Below are 14,624 nucleotides of genomic sequence, written 5' to 3'. Positions count from 1 at the left end.
ATTTCCGCATGCCTCGATCGCGCTACAAGCAACTGGTGGATGCCTTCGCCGCTGACATCCGTTCAGGTCATTTGCCGCCGGGTACGCGTCTGCCGACCCACCGGCAGTTGGCCAGCGAGCACGGGTTGGCGCTGGTCACCGCCAGCCGGGTGTATGCCGAGCTTGAGAGCATGGGCTTGATCAGCGGCGAGACCGGGCGTGGAACATTCGTCAGGGAGACCTCACTGCCACCCGGTCAGGGCATTTCCCAGGCCGTGGTAGCGGCGGGGATGATTGACCTCAATTTCAACTACCCGTCGTTGCCCGGTCAGGCCGACCTGTTGCGCAACGCCTTGCGTCAGCTTGCGTTGTCAGGGGATCTCGAAGCCCTGCTGCGCTACCAACCCCACGCGGGGCGAATGCATGAGCGGGCTTCGGTCGCACGCCACTTGGGTGAGCGTGGCCTGAACGTGTCGGCTGAGCAGGTGCTGATCGTCAGCGGCGCGCAGCATGGCCTGGCGGTGGTGATGATGACGCTGCTCAAGCCCGGCGATGTCATCGCCGCCGATGCCTTGACCTATCCAGGCTTCAAGACGCTCGCCGAAACGCTGCACCTTGAAGTCTTGCCCATTCCTGTCACCGACAAGGGGCCTGATCTGCCGGCCCTGGAAGAATTGTGCAGGCGTCGGCCGGTTCGGGCCGTTTACTCAATGCCGACCTTGCACAATCCGCTGGGCTGGGTGATGGATGCCGGCCAGCGCGAGCGGTTGGTGGCCATTGCGCGCCAGCATGACCTGATGATCATTGAGGATGCCGCCTACGCTTTTCTGGCCGAAAACGCACCGGCGCCGCTGGCGGAAATGGCGCCGGAAAGAACGGTGTACGTATCCGGATTATCCAAGAATGTCGCCACCGGGTTGCGCGTCGGTTTTGTGGCCTCGCCGGCGAAATGGGTCGCAGGATTCGAACGCACGATCATGGCAACCACCTGGAATACCCCGGGCGTGATGACGGCCATTGCCACGGGCTGGCTGGACGACGGCACCGTTACCCGGCTGGAGGCGCAAAAACGCAGCGACGCGCAGGCTCGGCAAGCCTTGGCGCGGGAGGTGCTGGCGGGACTCAGGACTATCAGCCATCCGGCGTCGTACTTCATCTGGTTGCCGTTGGCCGAAGACGCCCGCGCCGACCGGATCGCCATGGCGCTGATGCGCGAGCAGGTGTCGGTGTCGCCCGCCGAACCCTTTGCCATCACCCCCCATGTGCCGCACGCCATTCGCCTGGCGCTGGGTTCGGTGGACATGGATTCGCTGCGCCAGGCGCTGGTGAAAGTGAAGCGGGTGGTGGGCTACTACTCATAGCGGCCGCGCAGGGCAGTTTTCTTCAATACGCACACCCGAGGGCTCCTTACTGTGGGGCCTGGTTCAACTGACAGGAAGAAGGTGTGCGATGAGTCTGATGATGTCCATGGCGGCGTTTGCGTTGGCCGCTTCGATAACGCCGGGGCCGGTGAATATCGTGGCGCTGAGTTCGGGAGCGCGTTTCGGTTTTCGCGCCAGCCAGCGGCATGTGGCCGGGGCGACCCTGGGATTTGTGCTGCTGTTGGTGCTGATGGGGCTGGGCTTGCATGAGCTGTTGCAGCGTTGGCCGGCCATGACGCAAGTGGTGCAGTGGGCCGGCGTGGCCTTCCTGTTGTACATGGCGTTCAAACTGGCGGCCGACAACGGGCAGTTGGAGGCCAAGGACTCGGACCGCGCCCCCTCGATGCTGTATGGCGCGGTCATGCAATGGCTCAACCCCAAGGCCTGGCTGGCCTGCGTGGCCGGCATGGGGGCGATTGTCGCCGATGGCGAGGCGCGGCTGGTGTGGCAGTTTGCGGCGGTGTATCTGGTGATCTGCTATCTGTCGGTTGGCTGTTGGGCGTACGCCGGGACCTTTTTGCGGGGGTATCTGAATAATCCGGCGGGGATGCGCGGGTTCAACCGGGTGATGGCGTTGTTGCTGGCGGTGAGTGCGGTTTACTTGTTACTGCCGAGTGGCTGATACCCTGCGGTTCTGAAATCGAGTAGAACCTGTGGCGAGGGGATTTATCCCCGTTGGGCTGCGAAGCAGCCCTCAGCATTCCTTCAGACAAACCTTGCATGCAGGTTTTGCGACGGCTTCGCAGCCCAACGGGGATGAATCCCCTCGCCACAAAAGTCCTTGCGCGCAAGTTCCAGTGAGTGAAATCAGCCGCGATACTGCCCCGGCGTCGCCGCCAGGTGTTGTTTGAACGCCCTCTGAAAATGCGCCTGATCGGAAAATCCCGCTTCCAGCGCCACGTCGGCAATCAGCTTGCCATTGCGCAGTTGTTCCCGGGCGAACTGGATGCGCTGGTTGACCACAAAGGCGTGAGGCGTCATGCCGTAATGCTGCTTGAAGGCGCGGATCAGGTAGGACGGCGATAGCTGCGCCGCCTCGCAAATGTCTTCGAGCTTGAGTATTTGCGTGCAGTGATCGCGGATGAAATCGGCGGCGCGTGCCAGCTTGAAGTTGGGCTCGCGCAGCGGTTGATCGACCGGGTTCAGTCGCAGTTGCACCTCGGTGAAAAACTCCACCGCTGCGCTGTGCTTGTGCAGCACGTCCTGCTGCTGATCGACCAGGACGTCATACAAACCCTTCAAACCGTCAAACAGCACGACGTCCGTCGTATGGGTGGCGGCAAAGCGGCGAAACGCCAGGTCGTCGCTGACGCCGAGCTGATGCTGCAAGTCAGTGAGCCAGAGGGTATCGACATACAGCATCAGGTAAGACCACGGCTGGTCGTTGATCGGATTGCAGGCGTGGACGTCGCCGGGGTTCATCAACACCACGGTGCCGGCGCTGACCTCGGACTGAGATTGCTCATGGACATAGGTACTGCGCCCGGCGGTGATCGCACCGATGGAGAAATGCGCGTGGGAATGCCGGGTGTAACAGACTTCACGCCCGTCGGCGATGGCGCGAGCCTCGATGAAGGGCAGGGCGTCATCGCGCCAGAAGCGCGGCGCCTTGTCGATGTCCCTGGGCTTGGAGAGCTTCATGGTCAGTCCTCGGCAGATCAGCTTCGGAGTGTATTAGCTCTCGCCGTTAAAGGCTTGTTGCAGTTCAGCGATATCGAGTTTTTTCATCTGCATCATCGCTGCCATGGCGCGCTGGGATTTCGTTGTGTCGGGGTCTTTGAGCATGTCCATCATCGCCACCGGCACGATCTGCCATGACACCCCGAACTTGTCCTTGAGCCAACCGCACTGCTGCGCCTCGGCCGGGCCGCCCGCGGACAAACGGCCCCAGAAGTGATCGACTTCTTCCTGGGTCTGGCAATTGACCTGAAACGAGATGGCTTCACTGAACTTGAAATTCGGGCCTCCGTTGAGAGCGGTGAAAGTCTGCCCGTCGAGTTCGAAACTGACCGTCAGCACCGAGCCTTCTTCATGGCCATGGATTTCCTGACCGGCCTTGCCGTAGTGAGTGATGGCGGTGATTTTTGCGTGATCGAAGATTGCGCAGTAATACTTTGCAGCCTCTTCAGCCTGACCATCGAACCACAGGCAGGGTGTGAGCTTTTGAACATGTAGCATGGCGGGTCTCCCTGGCAGGTTTTTGCAATGCTGGACTATCAGCGTAGTCAGCCTCCGCTCGTCCGGTTGTGCCGTAGATCGCCAAAATGCTTTTTGGTCTTTTTTGTAGGAGCGAGCTTGCTCGCGAAAAACCCGAAGCCACTGAGGTGATTCAGGCATCCCGCGTCATCGTTGGCCACCATCGCGAGCATGCTCGCTCCTACAGGGAAGAAGTGTAGTCATTATGACGTATAGATGAGTCTTTAGGACTCTGCGTGGATGGAGTCATTTTGACTTTTAAATCACAAGTTATTGATTTATATGCTGTAAATATCTGGCATGAGACTTGATATCGTTTACGTACAACTGAACTGCTACAGGAGTACGGAAAATGTTCCATTTCTTCAGCAATCCTCAGAATGTTCTGCACCTTTCCAGCCGCGTGCTCGGCATCGGCCTGGCGATGTTGCTGGCAGGCATCTACGGCGCGTACCTCTATGTCGGTCATCTGTCGATCGTGGCGCAGGTGGCATTGCACGCCATGACCATTGTCGGCCCAACCTTGCTGAAAATCGGTTACGTCATGCGCCTGCTGGCTCAGCACCGGTTGAGCAAACCACTGACCGGGGCGCTGGTCTGATGCGCAAACTGCTCGCGGCACCCGTCTTCAGTCTCGGTTTTCGTCCATTTTTTCTGGCCGGGGCCACGTTCGCCGCGCTCGCGATAGCGATCTGGGCCTTGTGGTTGTACGGCCGTTTGCCCGGTGCGCAACCGGTCGGCGGCATGCTCGCCTGGCATCGACACGAAATGCCGTTTGGATTCGCCGTGGCGATCATCGCCGGCTTCCTGCTGACGGCGGTACCGAACTGGACCGGTCGACCGGGGCTCAAGGGCTGGCCGTTGATCGGGCTGGTGCTGGTCTGGCTGCTGGCGCGACTGGCCTGGGTGATGCCGATTCCTCCCGGGATTCTGTTGCTTTTGCAGGTGCCGTTCCTGCCGTTGCTGGCCGGGGTACTGGGCCGTGACCTGGTGGCGGCCGGCAAGCGCGACAACTATCCGATTCTCTTGATGGTCACGCTGTTGGCCGGATGTCAGGCCATGACGCTATGGGGCATCTCGACCGACGACGTCGGCTTGCAACGGCGAGGCGTGCTGGCCGCCTTGTGGCTGGTGGGCGCGATGATGAGCGTGATTGGCGGACGGGTGATCCCGTTCTTCATCCAGCGCGGCTTGAATCGCCCGGCGCAGCCTGCGGGCAGTCCATGGCCGACCCGCATTCTGCTGGTGAGCGGTTTGCTTGCTGCCCTGACATTCGCCCTCGGATTGCAGGACGTTCCCCGGCCTTGGCTGGCGGCGTTGTTTGTGTTGATGGGGGCTTTGCACCTGCTACGCCTGTGGCGCTGGCATGATCGGGGCATGTGGCGCGTGCCGCTGCTGTGGTCGTTGTATCTGTCTTATTGCTGGCTCGCGATCGCGGTTTTGGCCATGGCGCTGTGGCATGCCGGGCTGATGCCGCAACAGAGCCTGGCCACCCATTCACTGGCGGTAGGTGGTGTGGGCGGGCTGATATTGGCGATGATCGCCCGGGTCAGTCTGGGTCATACCGGGCGGCCGTTGCAGCCGTCGAAAGCGATCGTGGTGGGGTTTGCCCTGGTGTTGGTGGCGGGGCTGGCGCGGGTTTTGTTGGTGCCGTTTTCCGGTCTGGGGTTGGGGCTGTCGGCGGTGCTTTGGTGTATGGCGTTTGGACTGTTTCTGCTGCGGTACACGGATATATTGCTTAAGCCAAGGGCGTAGTCACCTATCACCCTGTGGGAGCGAGCCTGCTCGCGAAGGACGTCAACGATTACGCGTGCCGCCTGAATGACAGCGTTGTTCTGACGTTTTTCGCGAGCAGGCTCGCTCCCACAGTTGATCGGTGGTCGATACCCACAGGTGACCGGTGGTCGATACACCTCGGCCTGCAAGGCAAATTGGACTTAGCTGAAGGGATAACCCGAGGCGCGCGTAGGTCGTTGACGACCACAGCGGCGCCCCCCCTTCAGAACACCCTGAGTCTGAGGACCTTCGCAATGCTGACCCTCAATATCAATGGCAAGGACCAGGAACTGGATGTCCCCGCGGACATGCCTTTGCTCTGGGTCCTGCGCGATGTCGCACACCTGACCGGGACCAAGTTCGGCTGCGGCATGGCCCAGTGCGGTGCCTGCACCGTGCACATCGACGGCACGCCGCTGCGCTCCTGCATCACGCCCGCCACGGCCGTGGCCCATGGGCAAAAAATCCTCACCATTGAAGGTTTGTCGATTGACGGTTCGCACCCGGTGCAGCAAGCCTGGGCCGAACTCGATGTGGTCCAGTGCGGCTACTGCCAGTCCGGGCAAATCATGTCGGCGGCGGCCTTGCTGGCGAAGATCCCGCAACCGACTGACAGCGACATCGACCAGGCGTTGTCCGGCAACATCTGCCGCTGCGGCACCTATCCAAGAATCCGCGCCGCAGTCAAACGCGCCGCCCAATTGGGTTGATGGCCATGAACAGCTTCAACCCGCTTTCGCGTCGTGGTTTTCTCAAGGGCAGTGCCGTACTGGGCGGCGGGCTGGTGGTGGCGTTTGTCATTCCCGGTGCCCATCGCTTTGCCATGGGCGCCGAGAATCAGGGCAACGTGTTCGCGCCCAACGCCTTCCTGCGCATCGGCAATGACAACAGTGTCACCGTGTTGCTCGGTCACTCGGAAATGGGCCAGGGAATCTGGACCGGCCTGACCATGCTGATCGCCGAAGAGCTGGATGCCGACTGGTCGAAAATCCGCGTCGAACATTCCCCTGCGTCGGCCAAGGATTACGGTCTGGCCGGGTTTGGCGGCATGCAGATCACCGGTGGTTCGACCTCGACCTGGATGGAGTTCGACCGCTATCGTCAGGCCGGTGCGGCGGCGCGGTTGATGTTGATCGAGGCCGCGGCCAAGCGCTTCAACGTCGCGCCTTCAGCGATTCGCACCGAATCAGGCGTGGTGATTGCCGGCGACCAGCGTGCCACCTACGGCGAACTGGCCGATGACGCCGGTAAGCTGCCGGTGCCGGACCCGGCGTCGATCAAACTCAAGGACGCGAAAGACTGGAAGATCATCGGCAAACCCACCCAGCGTCTGGACACCCCGGAGAAAATCACCGGGCGCGCAAAATTCGGCATGGACGTGCAGTTCGAGGGCTTGATGACGGCGATGGTCGCTCGCTCGCCAACGTTCGGCGGCAGCGTCAAATCCTTTGAAGGCGCCGAGGCGCTGGCGGTGCCTGGCGTGCACAAAGTGGTGCAGGTGCCCACCGGCGTGGCGGTGATTGCCGATCATTATTGGGCGGCGAAACTGGGGCGCGATGCGTTGCACGTCGAGTGGAACCCGGGGCCGAACAGCGGGCTCGACAGTCAGAAATTGCTGGAGGACTTTCGCAAACTGGCCGCCACGCCGGGCCTCCCGGCCAGCCAGGCCGGCGATCCCAAGGTGGCGTTGGCCAAAGCGGCCAAGACTCTCGACGTCGAGTACAGCGTGCCGTACCTGGCTCATGCGCCGATGGAACCGCTCAATTGCACGGTGAAAATCACCCAGGACAAATGCGAGATCTGGACCGGCACGCAGTTCCAGACTCTGGACCAGATGATCGCCGGCCAAATCACCGGGCTCAAACCCGAGCAAGTCGAGATCCATACCGCGTTCCTCGGTGGTGGCTTCGGCCGGCGGGCCAACCCGACCTCTGACTTTGTCGCCGAAGCGGTCCAGGTCGCCAAGGCGGCGGGCGCACCGGTGAAAACCGTATGGGCACGGGAAGATGACATCCGGGGTGGCTATTACCGCTCGGCCTTCCTGCATCAGGCGCGGGTGGGTCTCGGTGCGGACGGACTGCCGATGGCCTGGATGCATGTGCTGGTCGGCCAGTCGATCATGGCCGGCACCTCGCTGGAAGCGGCCATGGTCAAGAACGGCATCGACAAGACCTCCGTGGAAGGGGTGGCGGACAGTCCCTACCTTGAGGGGCTGGCCAACCATCTGGTTGAACTGCACTCGCCGAAGACCGGCATCAGCGTGCTGTGGTTGCGTTCGGTGGGGCATACCCATACGGCCTTCGTCATGGAATCGCTGATCGATGAACTGGCCGCAGCGGCAGGCAAGGACCCGGTGGAGTACCGACGAACCTTGCTCAAGGACCATCCGCGGCACCTCGGTGTGTTGAACCTGGCGGTGGAGAAAGCCAACTGGAAGGCACCCCTGCCGGACGGCCATGCCCTGGGCGTGGCCGTGCATGAATCGTTCGGCAGCTACGTGGCCCAGGTCGCCGAGGTGTCGCAGGACAACCTGGCGATTCGCGTGCACCGGGTGGTGTGCGCGGTGGACTGCGGGATTGCGGTCAATCCCAAGAGTATCGAGGCGCAGATGCAGTCGTGCATCGCCTTCGGCCTGGGCTTCACCTTGCACAGCAAGTTGACGATCAAGGACGGGCAAGTGGTGCAATCGAATTACCACGACTACCAGGTGCTGCGGCTCAGTGAAATGCCGGTGGTTGAGGTGCATATCCTGCCCAGCAGCGAAAAACCCGGTGGTATCGGCGAGGCCGGCGTGCCACCCACGGCACCGGCAGTGGCCAACGCGGTGTTCGCCCTGACCGGGCAACGCCTGCGTGAACTGCCGCTGCAGTTGTCGGGGGTGTGAGATGAAGCGACATCATTGGTTGTTGGGCGCGGTGATACTGGTGTGCCTGTTCATTTATGCCTCGGAGCTGTTCGCCGATGACAAGGAGGCCGTGAAGGCCTTCGACACCGTGCGACAAGTCTTCCAGAGCCCCCGCTGCCAGAACTGTCACATACCCGGTGATTCGCCGTTGCAATTCGATGCCGGCATCCCCCACGCGATGAATGTCGTGCGTGGCATGGACGGCCAGGGGGCGGCGGGTTTGCCCTGCGCCAGTTGCCATGCCCAGGCCAATCCGCCGGCCAGTTACGGTCCCAATGCACCACCGGGCGCGCCCCATTGGAGCCTGCCGCCCGCGGCGCACAAAATGGCCTGGATCGGCCTGCCGCCCGACCAGCTATGCAGCATGATCAAGGACCGCGCGAGCAACGGCGACCGTGACTTCGCCGCGCTGATCAAGCATGTCAGCGAAGACAAACTGGTGTTGTGGGGCTGGAATCCGGGTGGTCACCGTGCGCCGGTGCCAGTGCCGCATGACCGTTTTGTCACTCAGTTCAAGCGCTGGGCCGAGGCAGGAGGGCCTTGCCCGGTACAGGGAACTTGACCATCGGTCATTGGACATGGAGTCAAACCGGTAGCGAGGACTCTAAAGAACATACCCTCCAAGGGAGTATGTGATGCTGATCTCAGGCAAACCGCACAAAACAGGTGTATGTGCAGGGACGCCGCAACAGGAACGCGAACTGCTGCGCGATCTTGCCCGTAAAGCCGAGCAAGAACTGATCGGGGTGCAGATGGCGAGCATGGATGAACTGACGCTGTTGCCCAACCGGCACGGGTTCATCGCCCTGGCTGAATTGGGACTGGAGGCCTGCATGCAGTTGGAAAGGCCAGCAACCCTGCTGTTTTTCAATCTCGATGACTTCAAGCGCATCAACTATCTGTTTGGCCGTGCAGAAGGGGACAACGCGTTGAAAACCTTTGCCGATGTGTTGCGCATCGGTTTTCGGGAAAGCGATATCGTCGGGAGGCTGGACGGCGCGACCTTCGTTGCCTTGCTCACGGGCTCCTGTGGCGTGGACATGACGGCGATCAAGGTGCGGCTCGAGGAAATGCTCGATGAGCGCAATGCCACGGTGCATCGCGGGTACGACATTCGTTTCAGCATCGGGCAGATCGAGTATGACCCTGAGGTTCATGGCTCGGTCGAAGAACTCCTGGTTGAGGCGGAGAGGGTGATGGGCCGGTAGTGGGATGTGGTGATTGCTGGCCTCTTCGCGAGCAGGCTCGCTCCCACATTGAACTGCTGTGAACGCCAATCCACTGTGGGAGCGAGCCTGCTCGCGAAGGCGGCGGTCCATTCACCAACTATTTTGCAAACAACTGCCCAATATCCTTGAACGCCTTGAACTCCAGCGCATTACCGCATGGATCGAACAAAAACATCGTCGCCTGTTCCCCCACCAATCCTTGAAAACGAATCCCCGGCTCGATCACGAAGCGCGTCTCCAGCGCCTTCAACCGCTCGGCCAGCGCCTCCCATTCCGCCATCCCCAGCACCACGCCGAAATGCGGCACCGGTACATCATGGCCGTCCACGGCATTGGTGTGGGCGGCTTCCTGTGAAGCGTTTTTCGGCGCCAGGTGGATCACCAGTTGATGGCCGAAAAAATTGAAATCGACCCAGTGATCGCTGGAACGACCTTCCTCCAGGCCAAAAACACTGCCGTAGAAATGCCGCGCCGCGGCCAGGTCGTAGACCGGAATGGCCAAGTGAAAAGGGGACAGTTGCATCAGGCTAGCCTCGCTTGGAAGTGGAGTTCAGGCAGAGTTTAGCCCTGTGCTTTTCGATTGAAAGACGATAGTTTTTGCATCGAGCACAAATTATTTCGATCAATCGAGGCGCCCCCATGCTGCGTGAACTGAAAACCTTCATTGCCGTGGCGCGCTACGGCACATTCGCCGCAGCGGGCATGCATATTGGCCTGACGCAGTCGGCCGTCAGCGCGCAGATTCGCAATCTGGAGCAGGCGCTGGGCATCCGTCTGTTCGATCGCACCGGGCGTCAGGCGCTGCTTAACGCGGCGGGGCAGCGCGCGTTGCCGATGGCCAGGGAGATGCTGGAGACCTTCAGCCGCATGGCGATCAGCGATGACGTCGGCGAGTACCGGGGCGAGCTGAAGATTGGCGCGGTGGCTACGGCGCAGACTGGCCTGTTGCCACAGGCGCTGCTGCGATTGCGTCAGCAGGCGCCGCGCCTGGAGCCGAAGCTGGTGCCCGGGGTGTCGTTGAATCTGCTGAGCCAAGTGGACACCGGTGAAGTGGACCTGGCCATCCTGATCAAACCGCCCTTTGAATTGCCCAAGGAACTGTCGTCGCAAGTGATCCGCCGCGAGCCGTTCGTGTTGATTGTGCCGACGGACGTCGAGGGCGACGATCCGCTCAAGCTGCTCACCGACCATCCCCATGTGCGCTACGACCGCAACTCGTTCGGTGGGCGACTGGTCACGCGGTTTCTGCGTGAGCAACAGATTGACGTACAGGTCGCGCTGGAGCTGGATGAGCTGGAGGCCATTGTGAAAATGGTCGAGTGCGGATTGGGCGTTTCGCTGTTGCCGCAGGCCGGGTTGTGGCTGGAGCATGGGGCGAAGGTCAGGGTGATTGAGTTGGGCGAACTGACGTTTTTCCGGGAAATGGTGCTGCTGCAGCGCTACAGCCAACGACTGCAGCCGATTCAGCAGTTGTTTGCCAAATGCCTGAACACTGAATAACCCTGTAGGAGTGAGCCTGCTCGCGATAGCGGTGTGACATTCACTTCGATGTTGACTGGTAGACCGCTATCGCGAGCAGGCTCGCTCCTACAGTGGAATGCATCAAGGCCAAAATCCGGCCAATAAAAAACCCGCCAAAAGCGGCGGGTTTTTTAATGGCTAACCGAAGATCACTCTTCGAGGTTACCCATGGCCGTGGTGTTGAAGCCACCGTCCACGTACATGATTTCGCCGCTGATGCCCGACGCCAGGTCCGAGCACAGGAACGCGCCGGCGTTGCCGACTTCTTCGATGGTGACGTTGCGACGCAGCGGGGTTTGCGCTTCGTTGGCGGCCAGCATCTTGCGGAAGTTCTTGATGCCGGAAGCGGCGAGGGTGCGGATCGGACCGGCCGATACGCAGTTGACGCGAGTACCGTCCGGGCCCAGGGAGCCGGCCAGGTAGCGAACGCCCGCTTCCAGGGAAGCCTTGGCCATGCCCATCACGTTGTAGTTCGGCATGGTGCGCTCGGCGCCCAGGTACGACAGGGTCAGCAGGCTGCCGTTGCGGCCTTTCATCATTTCGCGACCGGCCTTGGCCAGGGCCACGAAGCTGTAGGCGCTGATGTCGTGAGCGATGCGGAAACCTTCACGGGTGGTGGCTTCGGTGAAGTCGCCGTCCAGTTGGTCGCCCGGGGCGAAACCGACGGAGTGCACGATGCAGTCCAGGCCGTCCCACTTCTTGCTCAGCTCTTCGAAGACCTTGGCGATTTCGGCGTCGCTGGCCACGTCGCACGGGAAGCACAGCTCAGGGCTCGAACCCCAGCCTTGTGCGAACTCTTCGACACGACCCTTGAGTTTGTCGTTCTGATAAGTGAAGGCAAGCTCAGCGCCCTCGCGATGCATGGCGGCAGCGATGCCGGATGCGATGGACAGCTTGCTGGCGACACCGACGATCAGTACGCGCTTACCGGCGAGAAAACCCATGTGTTGCTCCTCTCTTTCAGGTTATTGCGCAGTGTCCGGAGCCAGGAAAGCGGCTTCCAGCAACTGCTGTGTATACGGATGTTGGGGGGCGGCAAAAATGCTTTGCGCGTCTCCCTGTTCGACCACTTGGCCATGCTTGACCACCATCAGCTGGTGGCTCAGCGCCTTGACGACAGCCAGGTCATGGCTGATAAACAGATACGTCAGGTTGTACTTGGTTTGCAGTGAACGCAGCAGCTCCACCACTTGGCGTTGTACGGTGCGGTCGAGGGCCGAAGTCGGCTCGTCCAGCAGAATCAACGCCGGTTTTAGCACTAATGCCCGGGCAATGGCGATTCTCTGCCGCTGCCCACCGGAAAATTCGTGGGGGTAGCGGTGCCGGGTGTCCGGATCCAGTCCTACCTCCTTGAGTGCCGCAATAATCGCTTGTTCCTGTTCTTGCTCAGTGCCGATCTTGTGAATCCGCAGGCCTTCGCCGACGATCTGGCTCACGCACATCCGTGGGCTCAGGCTGCCGAACGGGTCCTGAAACACCACTTGCATCTCCCGCCGCAGCGGCCTGACTTGTTGCTGCGTCAGGCAGTCTAGCTGCTTGCCCTCAAAACGGATGGCGCCCTGGCTGCCGATCAGTCGCAAGATCGCCAGACCCAGGGTCGACTTGCCGGAACCGCTTTCGCCCACAATCCCCAAGGTTTGGCCCTGGGGCAGGTTGAAGTTGATGCCGTCCACCGCCTTGACGTAATCCACCGTGCGCTTGAGCAGGCCTTTTTTGATCGGAAACCAGACTTTCAGGTCCTCGACCGTCAGCAACGGCGGGCCGATTTCATTGGTCGCCGGCGTCCCGCTGGGCTCCGCTGCCAGCAGGATCCGCGTGTACGGATGCTGCGGCGCGCGAAACAATTCTTCACACGATGCCTGTTCGACGATGCATCCGCGCTGCATGACACATACGCGATGCGCAATTCTTCGCACCAGGTTCAAATCGTGGCTGATCAACAGCAAGGCCATGCCCAGTCGGGCCTGCAATTCCTTGAGCAATTCGAGGATTTTCAGCTGAACGGTCACATCCAGCGCGGTGGTGGGTTCGTCCGCGATCAGCAACTCCGGCTCATTGGCCAGGGCCATGGCGATCATTACCCGCTGACGCTGACCACCCGACAATTCGTGGGGCAGGGCCTTCAGGCGTTTTTCAGGCTCCGGGATGCCGACCATTTCCAGCAGTTCCAGCGTGCGCTTGGTCGCCACTTTGCCGACCAGGCCTTTGTGGATGCCCAGTACCTCGTTGATCTGCTTCTCGATCGAGTGCAGCGGATTGAGCGAGGTCATCGGCTCCTGGAAGATCATTGCGATCCGGTTGCCGCGGATGTGGCGAATGGTTTTCTCTTTCAGGTCCAGCAGGTTTTGCCCGGAGTACTCGATGGTGCCCGACGGGTGGCGGGCGAGCGGGTAGGGCAGCAGGCGCAGGATGGAGTGCGCGGTCACCGATTTGCCGGAACCGCTTTCGCCCACCAGTGCCAGGGTTTCGCCGCGCTTGATATCGAAACTGACGTTTTCGACCACCCGCTGGCAATGTTCGCCGACGACAAATTCGACGGCGAGGTCGCGCACTTCGATCAGATTGTCCTGATTCATTTCACTTCCTCGGGTCGAAGGCATCGCGAGCGGACTCGCCGATGAACACCAGCAGGCTCAACATCAGCGCCAGTACCGCAAATGCGCTCATGCCCAGCCAAGGCGCCTGCAGGTTGGACTTGCCCTGGGCCACCAGCTCACCCAGCGACGGGCTGCCCGCCGGCAGGCCGAAGCCGAGGAAATCCAGGGCGGTCAGGGTGCCGATGGCGCCGGTCAGGATGAACGGCATGAAGGTCATCGTCGAGACCATGGCATTGGGCAGGATATGGCGGAACATGATCGCGCCATTCTGCATCCCCAATGCCCGGGCTGCACGCACGTATTCCAGGTTACGCCCACGCAGGAACTCGGCGCGCACCACGTCCACCAGGCTCATCCAGGAAAACAGCAGCATGATCCCCAGCAACCACCAGAAGTTTGGCTGTACGAAGCTGGCGAGGATGATCAGCAGGTACAGCACCGGCAACCCGGACCAGATCTCCAGGAAACGCTGCCCGGCCAGGTCGACCCAGCCGCCGTAGAACCCCTGCAGCGCGCCGGCAATCACGCCGATGATCGAGCTGAGCAATGTCAGGGTCAGGGCGAACAGCACCGACACGCGAAAGCCGTAGATCACCCGGGCCAGCACGTCGCGGCCCTGGTCATCGGTGCCCAGCAGGTTATCCGTCGACGGCGGCGCGGGGGCCGGGACCCGCAGGTCGTAGTTGATGCTCTGGTAGCTGAACGGAATCGGCGCCCACAGCACCCAGGCATCCTTTGCCTTGAGCAGTTCGCGGATGTACGGGCTCTTGTAGTTGGCCTCCAGCGGAAATTCACCGCCGAAGGTGGTTTCCGGATAGCGCTTGAGCGCCGGGAAGTACCAGCCGTTGTCGTAGTGCACCACCAGTGGTTTGTCGTTGGCGATCAACTCGGCGCCAAGGCTTGCGCCGAACAGGATCAAAAACAGCCACAGCGACCACCAGCCGCGTTTGTTGGCCTTGAACAGTTCGAAGCGGCGGCGATTGAGAGGGGACAGGTTCAT

15 protein-coding genes are annotated in these 14,624 nt (G+C 61.2%); 9 read left to right on the top strand and 6 right to left on the bottom strand.

Annotation, left to right across the window (positions count from 1 at the left end):
- Nucleotides 1-8 precede the first annotated feature (8 nt).
- The gene (locus HNQ83_RS15525; protein WP_175389775.1) at nucleotides 9-1,340 is read left to right on the top strand and encodes a PLP-dependent aminotransferase family protein; all 1,332 of its coding nucleotides are present in this window, start codon (nucleotides 9-11) and stop codon (nucleotides 1,338-1,340) included.
- An 88-nt stretch (nucleotides 1,341-1,428) separates the two neighbouring features.
- Entirely contained in the window at nucleotides 1,429-2,022 is a 594-nt protein-coding gene (locus HNQ83_RS15520; RefSeq protein WP_175389774.1) for a LysE family translocator, read from the top strand.
- 185 nt (nucleotides 2,023-2,207) lie between these two features.
- Here the strand turns inward: HNQ83_RS15520 and HNQ83_RS15515 are convergent, their stop codons facing one another.
- Nucleotides 2,208-3,041, bottom strand: a complete 834-nt coding sequence (locus HNQ83_RS15515) for an AraC family transcriptional regulator (protein ID WP_175389773.1) — start codon at nucleotides 3,039-3,041, stop codon at nucleotides 2,208-2,210.
- A gap of 33 nt (nucleotides 3,042-3,074) precedes the next feature.
- Nucleotides 3,075-3,578: a VOC family protein gene (locus HNQ83_RS15510; protein WP_175389772.1), complete on the bottom strand. Its 504-nt coding sequence runs from the start codon at nucleotides 3,576-3,578 to the stop codon at nucleotides 3,075-3,077.
- 370 nt (nucleotides 3,579-3,948) lie between these two features.
- Between HNQ83_RS15510 and HNQ83_RS15505 the strand changes: the two genes are divergently transcribed.
- The 6 genes from HNQ83_RS15505 to HNQ83_RS15480 all read left to right on the top strand — a co-directional run bounded on the left by HNQ83_RS15505 (nucleotide 3,949) and on the right by HNQ83_RS15480 (nucleotide 9,485).
- Nucleotides 3,949-4,197, top strand: a complete 249-nt coding sequence (locus tag HNQ83_RS15505; RefSeq protein ID WP_175389771.1) for a transmembrane sensor/regulator PpyR — start codon at nucleotides 3,949-3,951, stop codon at nucleotides 4,195-4,197.
- Complete coding sequence (locus HNQ83_RS15500) at nucleotides 4,197-5,351, top strand: NnrS family protein (protein WP_175389770.1); 1,155 nt, start codon at nucleotides 4,197-4,199, stop codon at nucleotides 5,349-5,351. Before HNQ83_RS15505 ends, HNQ83_RS15500 begins: the two co-directional genes overlap by 1 nt.
- A gap of 275 nt (nucleotides 5,352-5,626) precedes the next feature.
- Nucleotides 5,627-6,082 carry a (2Fe-2S)-binding protein gene (locus tag HNQ83_RS15495; RefSeq protein ID WP_175389769.1) on the top strand — a complete coding sequence of 152 codons (456 nt, stop codon included), beginning with the start codon at nucleotides 5,627-5,629 and terminating at the stop codon, nucleotides 6,080-6,082.
- A gap of 5 nt (nucleotides 6,083-6,087) precedes the next feature.
- Entirely contained in the window at nucleotides 6,088-8,256 is a 2,169-nt protein-coding gene (locus HNQ83_RS15490; protein WP_175389768.1) for a xanthine dehydrogenase family protein molybdopterin-binding subunit, read from the top strand.
- 1 nt (nucleotide 8,257) lies between these two features.
- Nucleotides 8,258-8,839 carry a hypothetical protein gene (locus tag HNQ83_RS15485; RefSeq protein ID WP_175389767.1) on the top strand — a complete coding sequence of 194 codons (582 nt, stop codon included), beginning with the start codon at nucleotides 8,258-8,260 and terminating at the stop codon, nucleotides 8,837-8,839.
- Nucleotides 8,840-8,912: 73 nt separating this feature from the next.
- Complete coding sequence (locus tag HNQ83_RS15480; protein WP_175389766.1) at nucleotides 8,913-9,485, top strand: GGDEF domain-containing protein; 573 nt, start codon at nucleotides 8,913-8,915, stop codon at nucleotides 9,483-9,485.
- Nucleotides 9,486-9,603: 118 nt separating this feature from the next.
- On the opposite strand, the gene HNQ83_RS15475 is transcribed toward HNQ83_RS15480, so the two are convergent.
- Nucleotides 9,604-10,029 (bottom strand): VOC family protein, encoded by a 426-nt coding sequence (locus HNQ83_RS15475; RefSeq protein ID WP_175389765.1) that lies wholly within the window; start codon nucleotides 10,027-10,029, stop codon nucleotides 9,604-9,606.
- Between the two features lie 116 nt (nucleotides 10,030-10,145).
- Between HNQ83_RS15475 and HNQ83_RS15470 the strand changes: the two genes are divergently transcribed.
- Entirely contained in the window at nucleotides 10,146-11,006 is an 861-nt protein-coding gene (locus HNQ83_RS15470; RefSeq protein ID WP_175389764.1) for a LysR family transcriptional regulator, read from the top strand.
- 170 nt (nucleotides 11,007-11,176) lie between these two features.
- On the opposite strand, the gene fabI is transcribed toward HNQ83_RS15470, so the two are convergent.
- The 3 genes from fabI to HNQ83_RS15455 are packed head-to-tail and all read right to left on the bottom strand — an operon-like array spanning nucleotide 11,177 to nucleotide 14,624.
- Entirely contained in the window at nucleotides 11,177-11,971 is a 795-nt protein-coding gene (gene fabI / locus HNQ83_RS15465; protein ID WP_020799278.1) for an enoyl-ACP reductase FabI, read from the bottom strand.
- A 21-nt stretch (nucleotides 11,972-11,992) separates the two neighbouring features.
- Nucleotides 11,993-13,603 carry an ABC transporter ATP-binding protein gene (locus HNQ83_RS15460; RefSeq protein ID WP_175389763.1) on the bottom strand — a complete coding sequence of 537 codons (1,611 nt, stop codon included), beginning with the start codon at nucleotides 13,601-13,603 and terminating at the stop codon, nucleotides 11,993-11,995.
- Between the two features lies 1 nt (nucleotide 13,604).
- On the bottom strand, nucleotides 13,605-14,624 hold the full coding sequence (locus tag HNQ83_RS15455) for an ABC transporter permease (RefSeq protein ID WP_175389762.1): 1,020 nt from the start codon (nucleotides 14,622-14,624) through the stop codon (nucleotides 13,605-13,607).

Source organism: Pseudomonas sp. C2B4 (genome assembly GCF_013359695.1).
Taxonomy (GTDB): Bacteria; Pseudomonadota; Gammaproteobacteria; order Pseudomonadales; family Pseudomonadaceae; genus Aquipseudomonas.
Note: the sequence above shows the minus strand (reverse complement) of the source record. Positions and strands in the feature narration are given on the sequence as shown.

Bases quoted from the DNA above. Each gene is read 5' to 3' on its own strand.
- HNQ83_RS15485 (WP_175389767.1), top strand. From the start codon at position 8,258: ATGAAGCGACATCATTGGTTGTTGGGCGCGGTGATACTGGTGTGCCTG.
- HNQ83_RS15480 (WP_175389766.1), top strand. From the start codon at position 8,913: ATGCTGATCTCAGGCAAACCGCACAAAACAGGTGTATGTGCAGGGACG.
- HNQ83_RS15500 (WP_175389770.1), top strand. From the start codon at position 4,197: ATGCGCAAACTGCTCGCGGCACCCGTCTTCAGTCTCGGTTTTCGTCCA.
- HNQ83_RS15455 (WP_175389762.1), bottom strand. From the start codon at position 14,624: ATGAACCTGTCCCCTCTCAATCGCCGCCGCTTCGAACTGTTCAAGGCC.
- HNQ83_RS15490 (WP_175389768.1), top strand. From the start codon at position 6,088: ATGAACAGCTTCAACCCGCTTTCGCGTCGTGGTTTTCTCAAGGGCAGT.
- HNQ83_RS15525 (WP_175389775.1), top strand. From the start codon at position 9: ATGCCTCGATCGCGCTACAAGCAACTGGTGGATGCCTTCGCCGCTGAC.
- HNQ83_RS15510 (WP_175389772.1), bottom strand. From the start codon at position 3,578: ATGCTACATGTTCAAAAGCTCACACCCTGCCTGTGGTTCGATGGTCAG.
- HNQ83_RS15505 (WP_175389771.1), top strand. From the start codon at position 3,949: ATGTTCCATTTCTTCAGCAATCCTCAGAATGTTCTGCACCTTTCCAGC.
- HNQ83_RS15495 (WP_175389769.1), top strand. From the start codon at position 5,627: ATGCTGACCCTCAATATCAATGGCAAGGACCAGGAACTGGATGTCCCC.
- HNQ83_RS15460 (WP_175389763.1), bottom strand. From the start codon at position 13,603: ATGAATCAGGACAATCTGATCGAAGTGCGCGACCTCGCCGTCGAATTT.
- HNQ83_RS15520 (WP_175389774.1), top strand. From the start codon at position 1,429: ATGAGTCTGATGATGTCCATGGCGGCGTTTGCGTTGGCCGCTTCGATA.
- HNQ83_RS15515 (WP_175389773.1), bottom strand. From the start codon at position 3,041: ATGAAGCTCTCCAAGCCCAGGGACATCGACAAGGCGCCGCGCTTCTGG.
- HNQ83_RS15470 (WP_175389764.1), top strand. From the start codon at position 10,146: ATGCTGCGTGAACTGAAAACCTTCATTGCCGTGGCGCGCTACGGCACA.
- fabI (WP_020799278.1), bottom strand. From the start codon at position 11,971: ATGGGTTTTCTCGCCGGTAAGCGCGTACTGATCGTCGGTGTCGCCAGC.
- HNQ83_RS15475 (WP_175389765.1), bottom strand. From the start codon at position 10,029: ATGCAACTGTCCCCTTTTCACTTGGCCATTCCGGTCTACGACCTGGCC.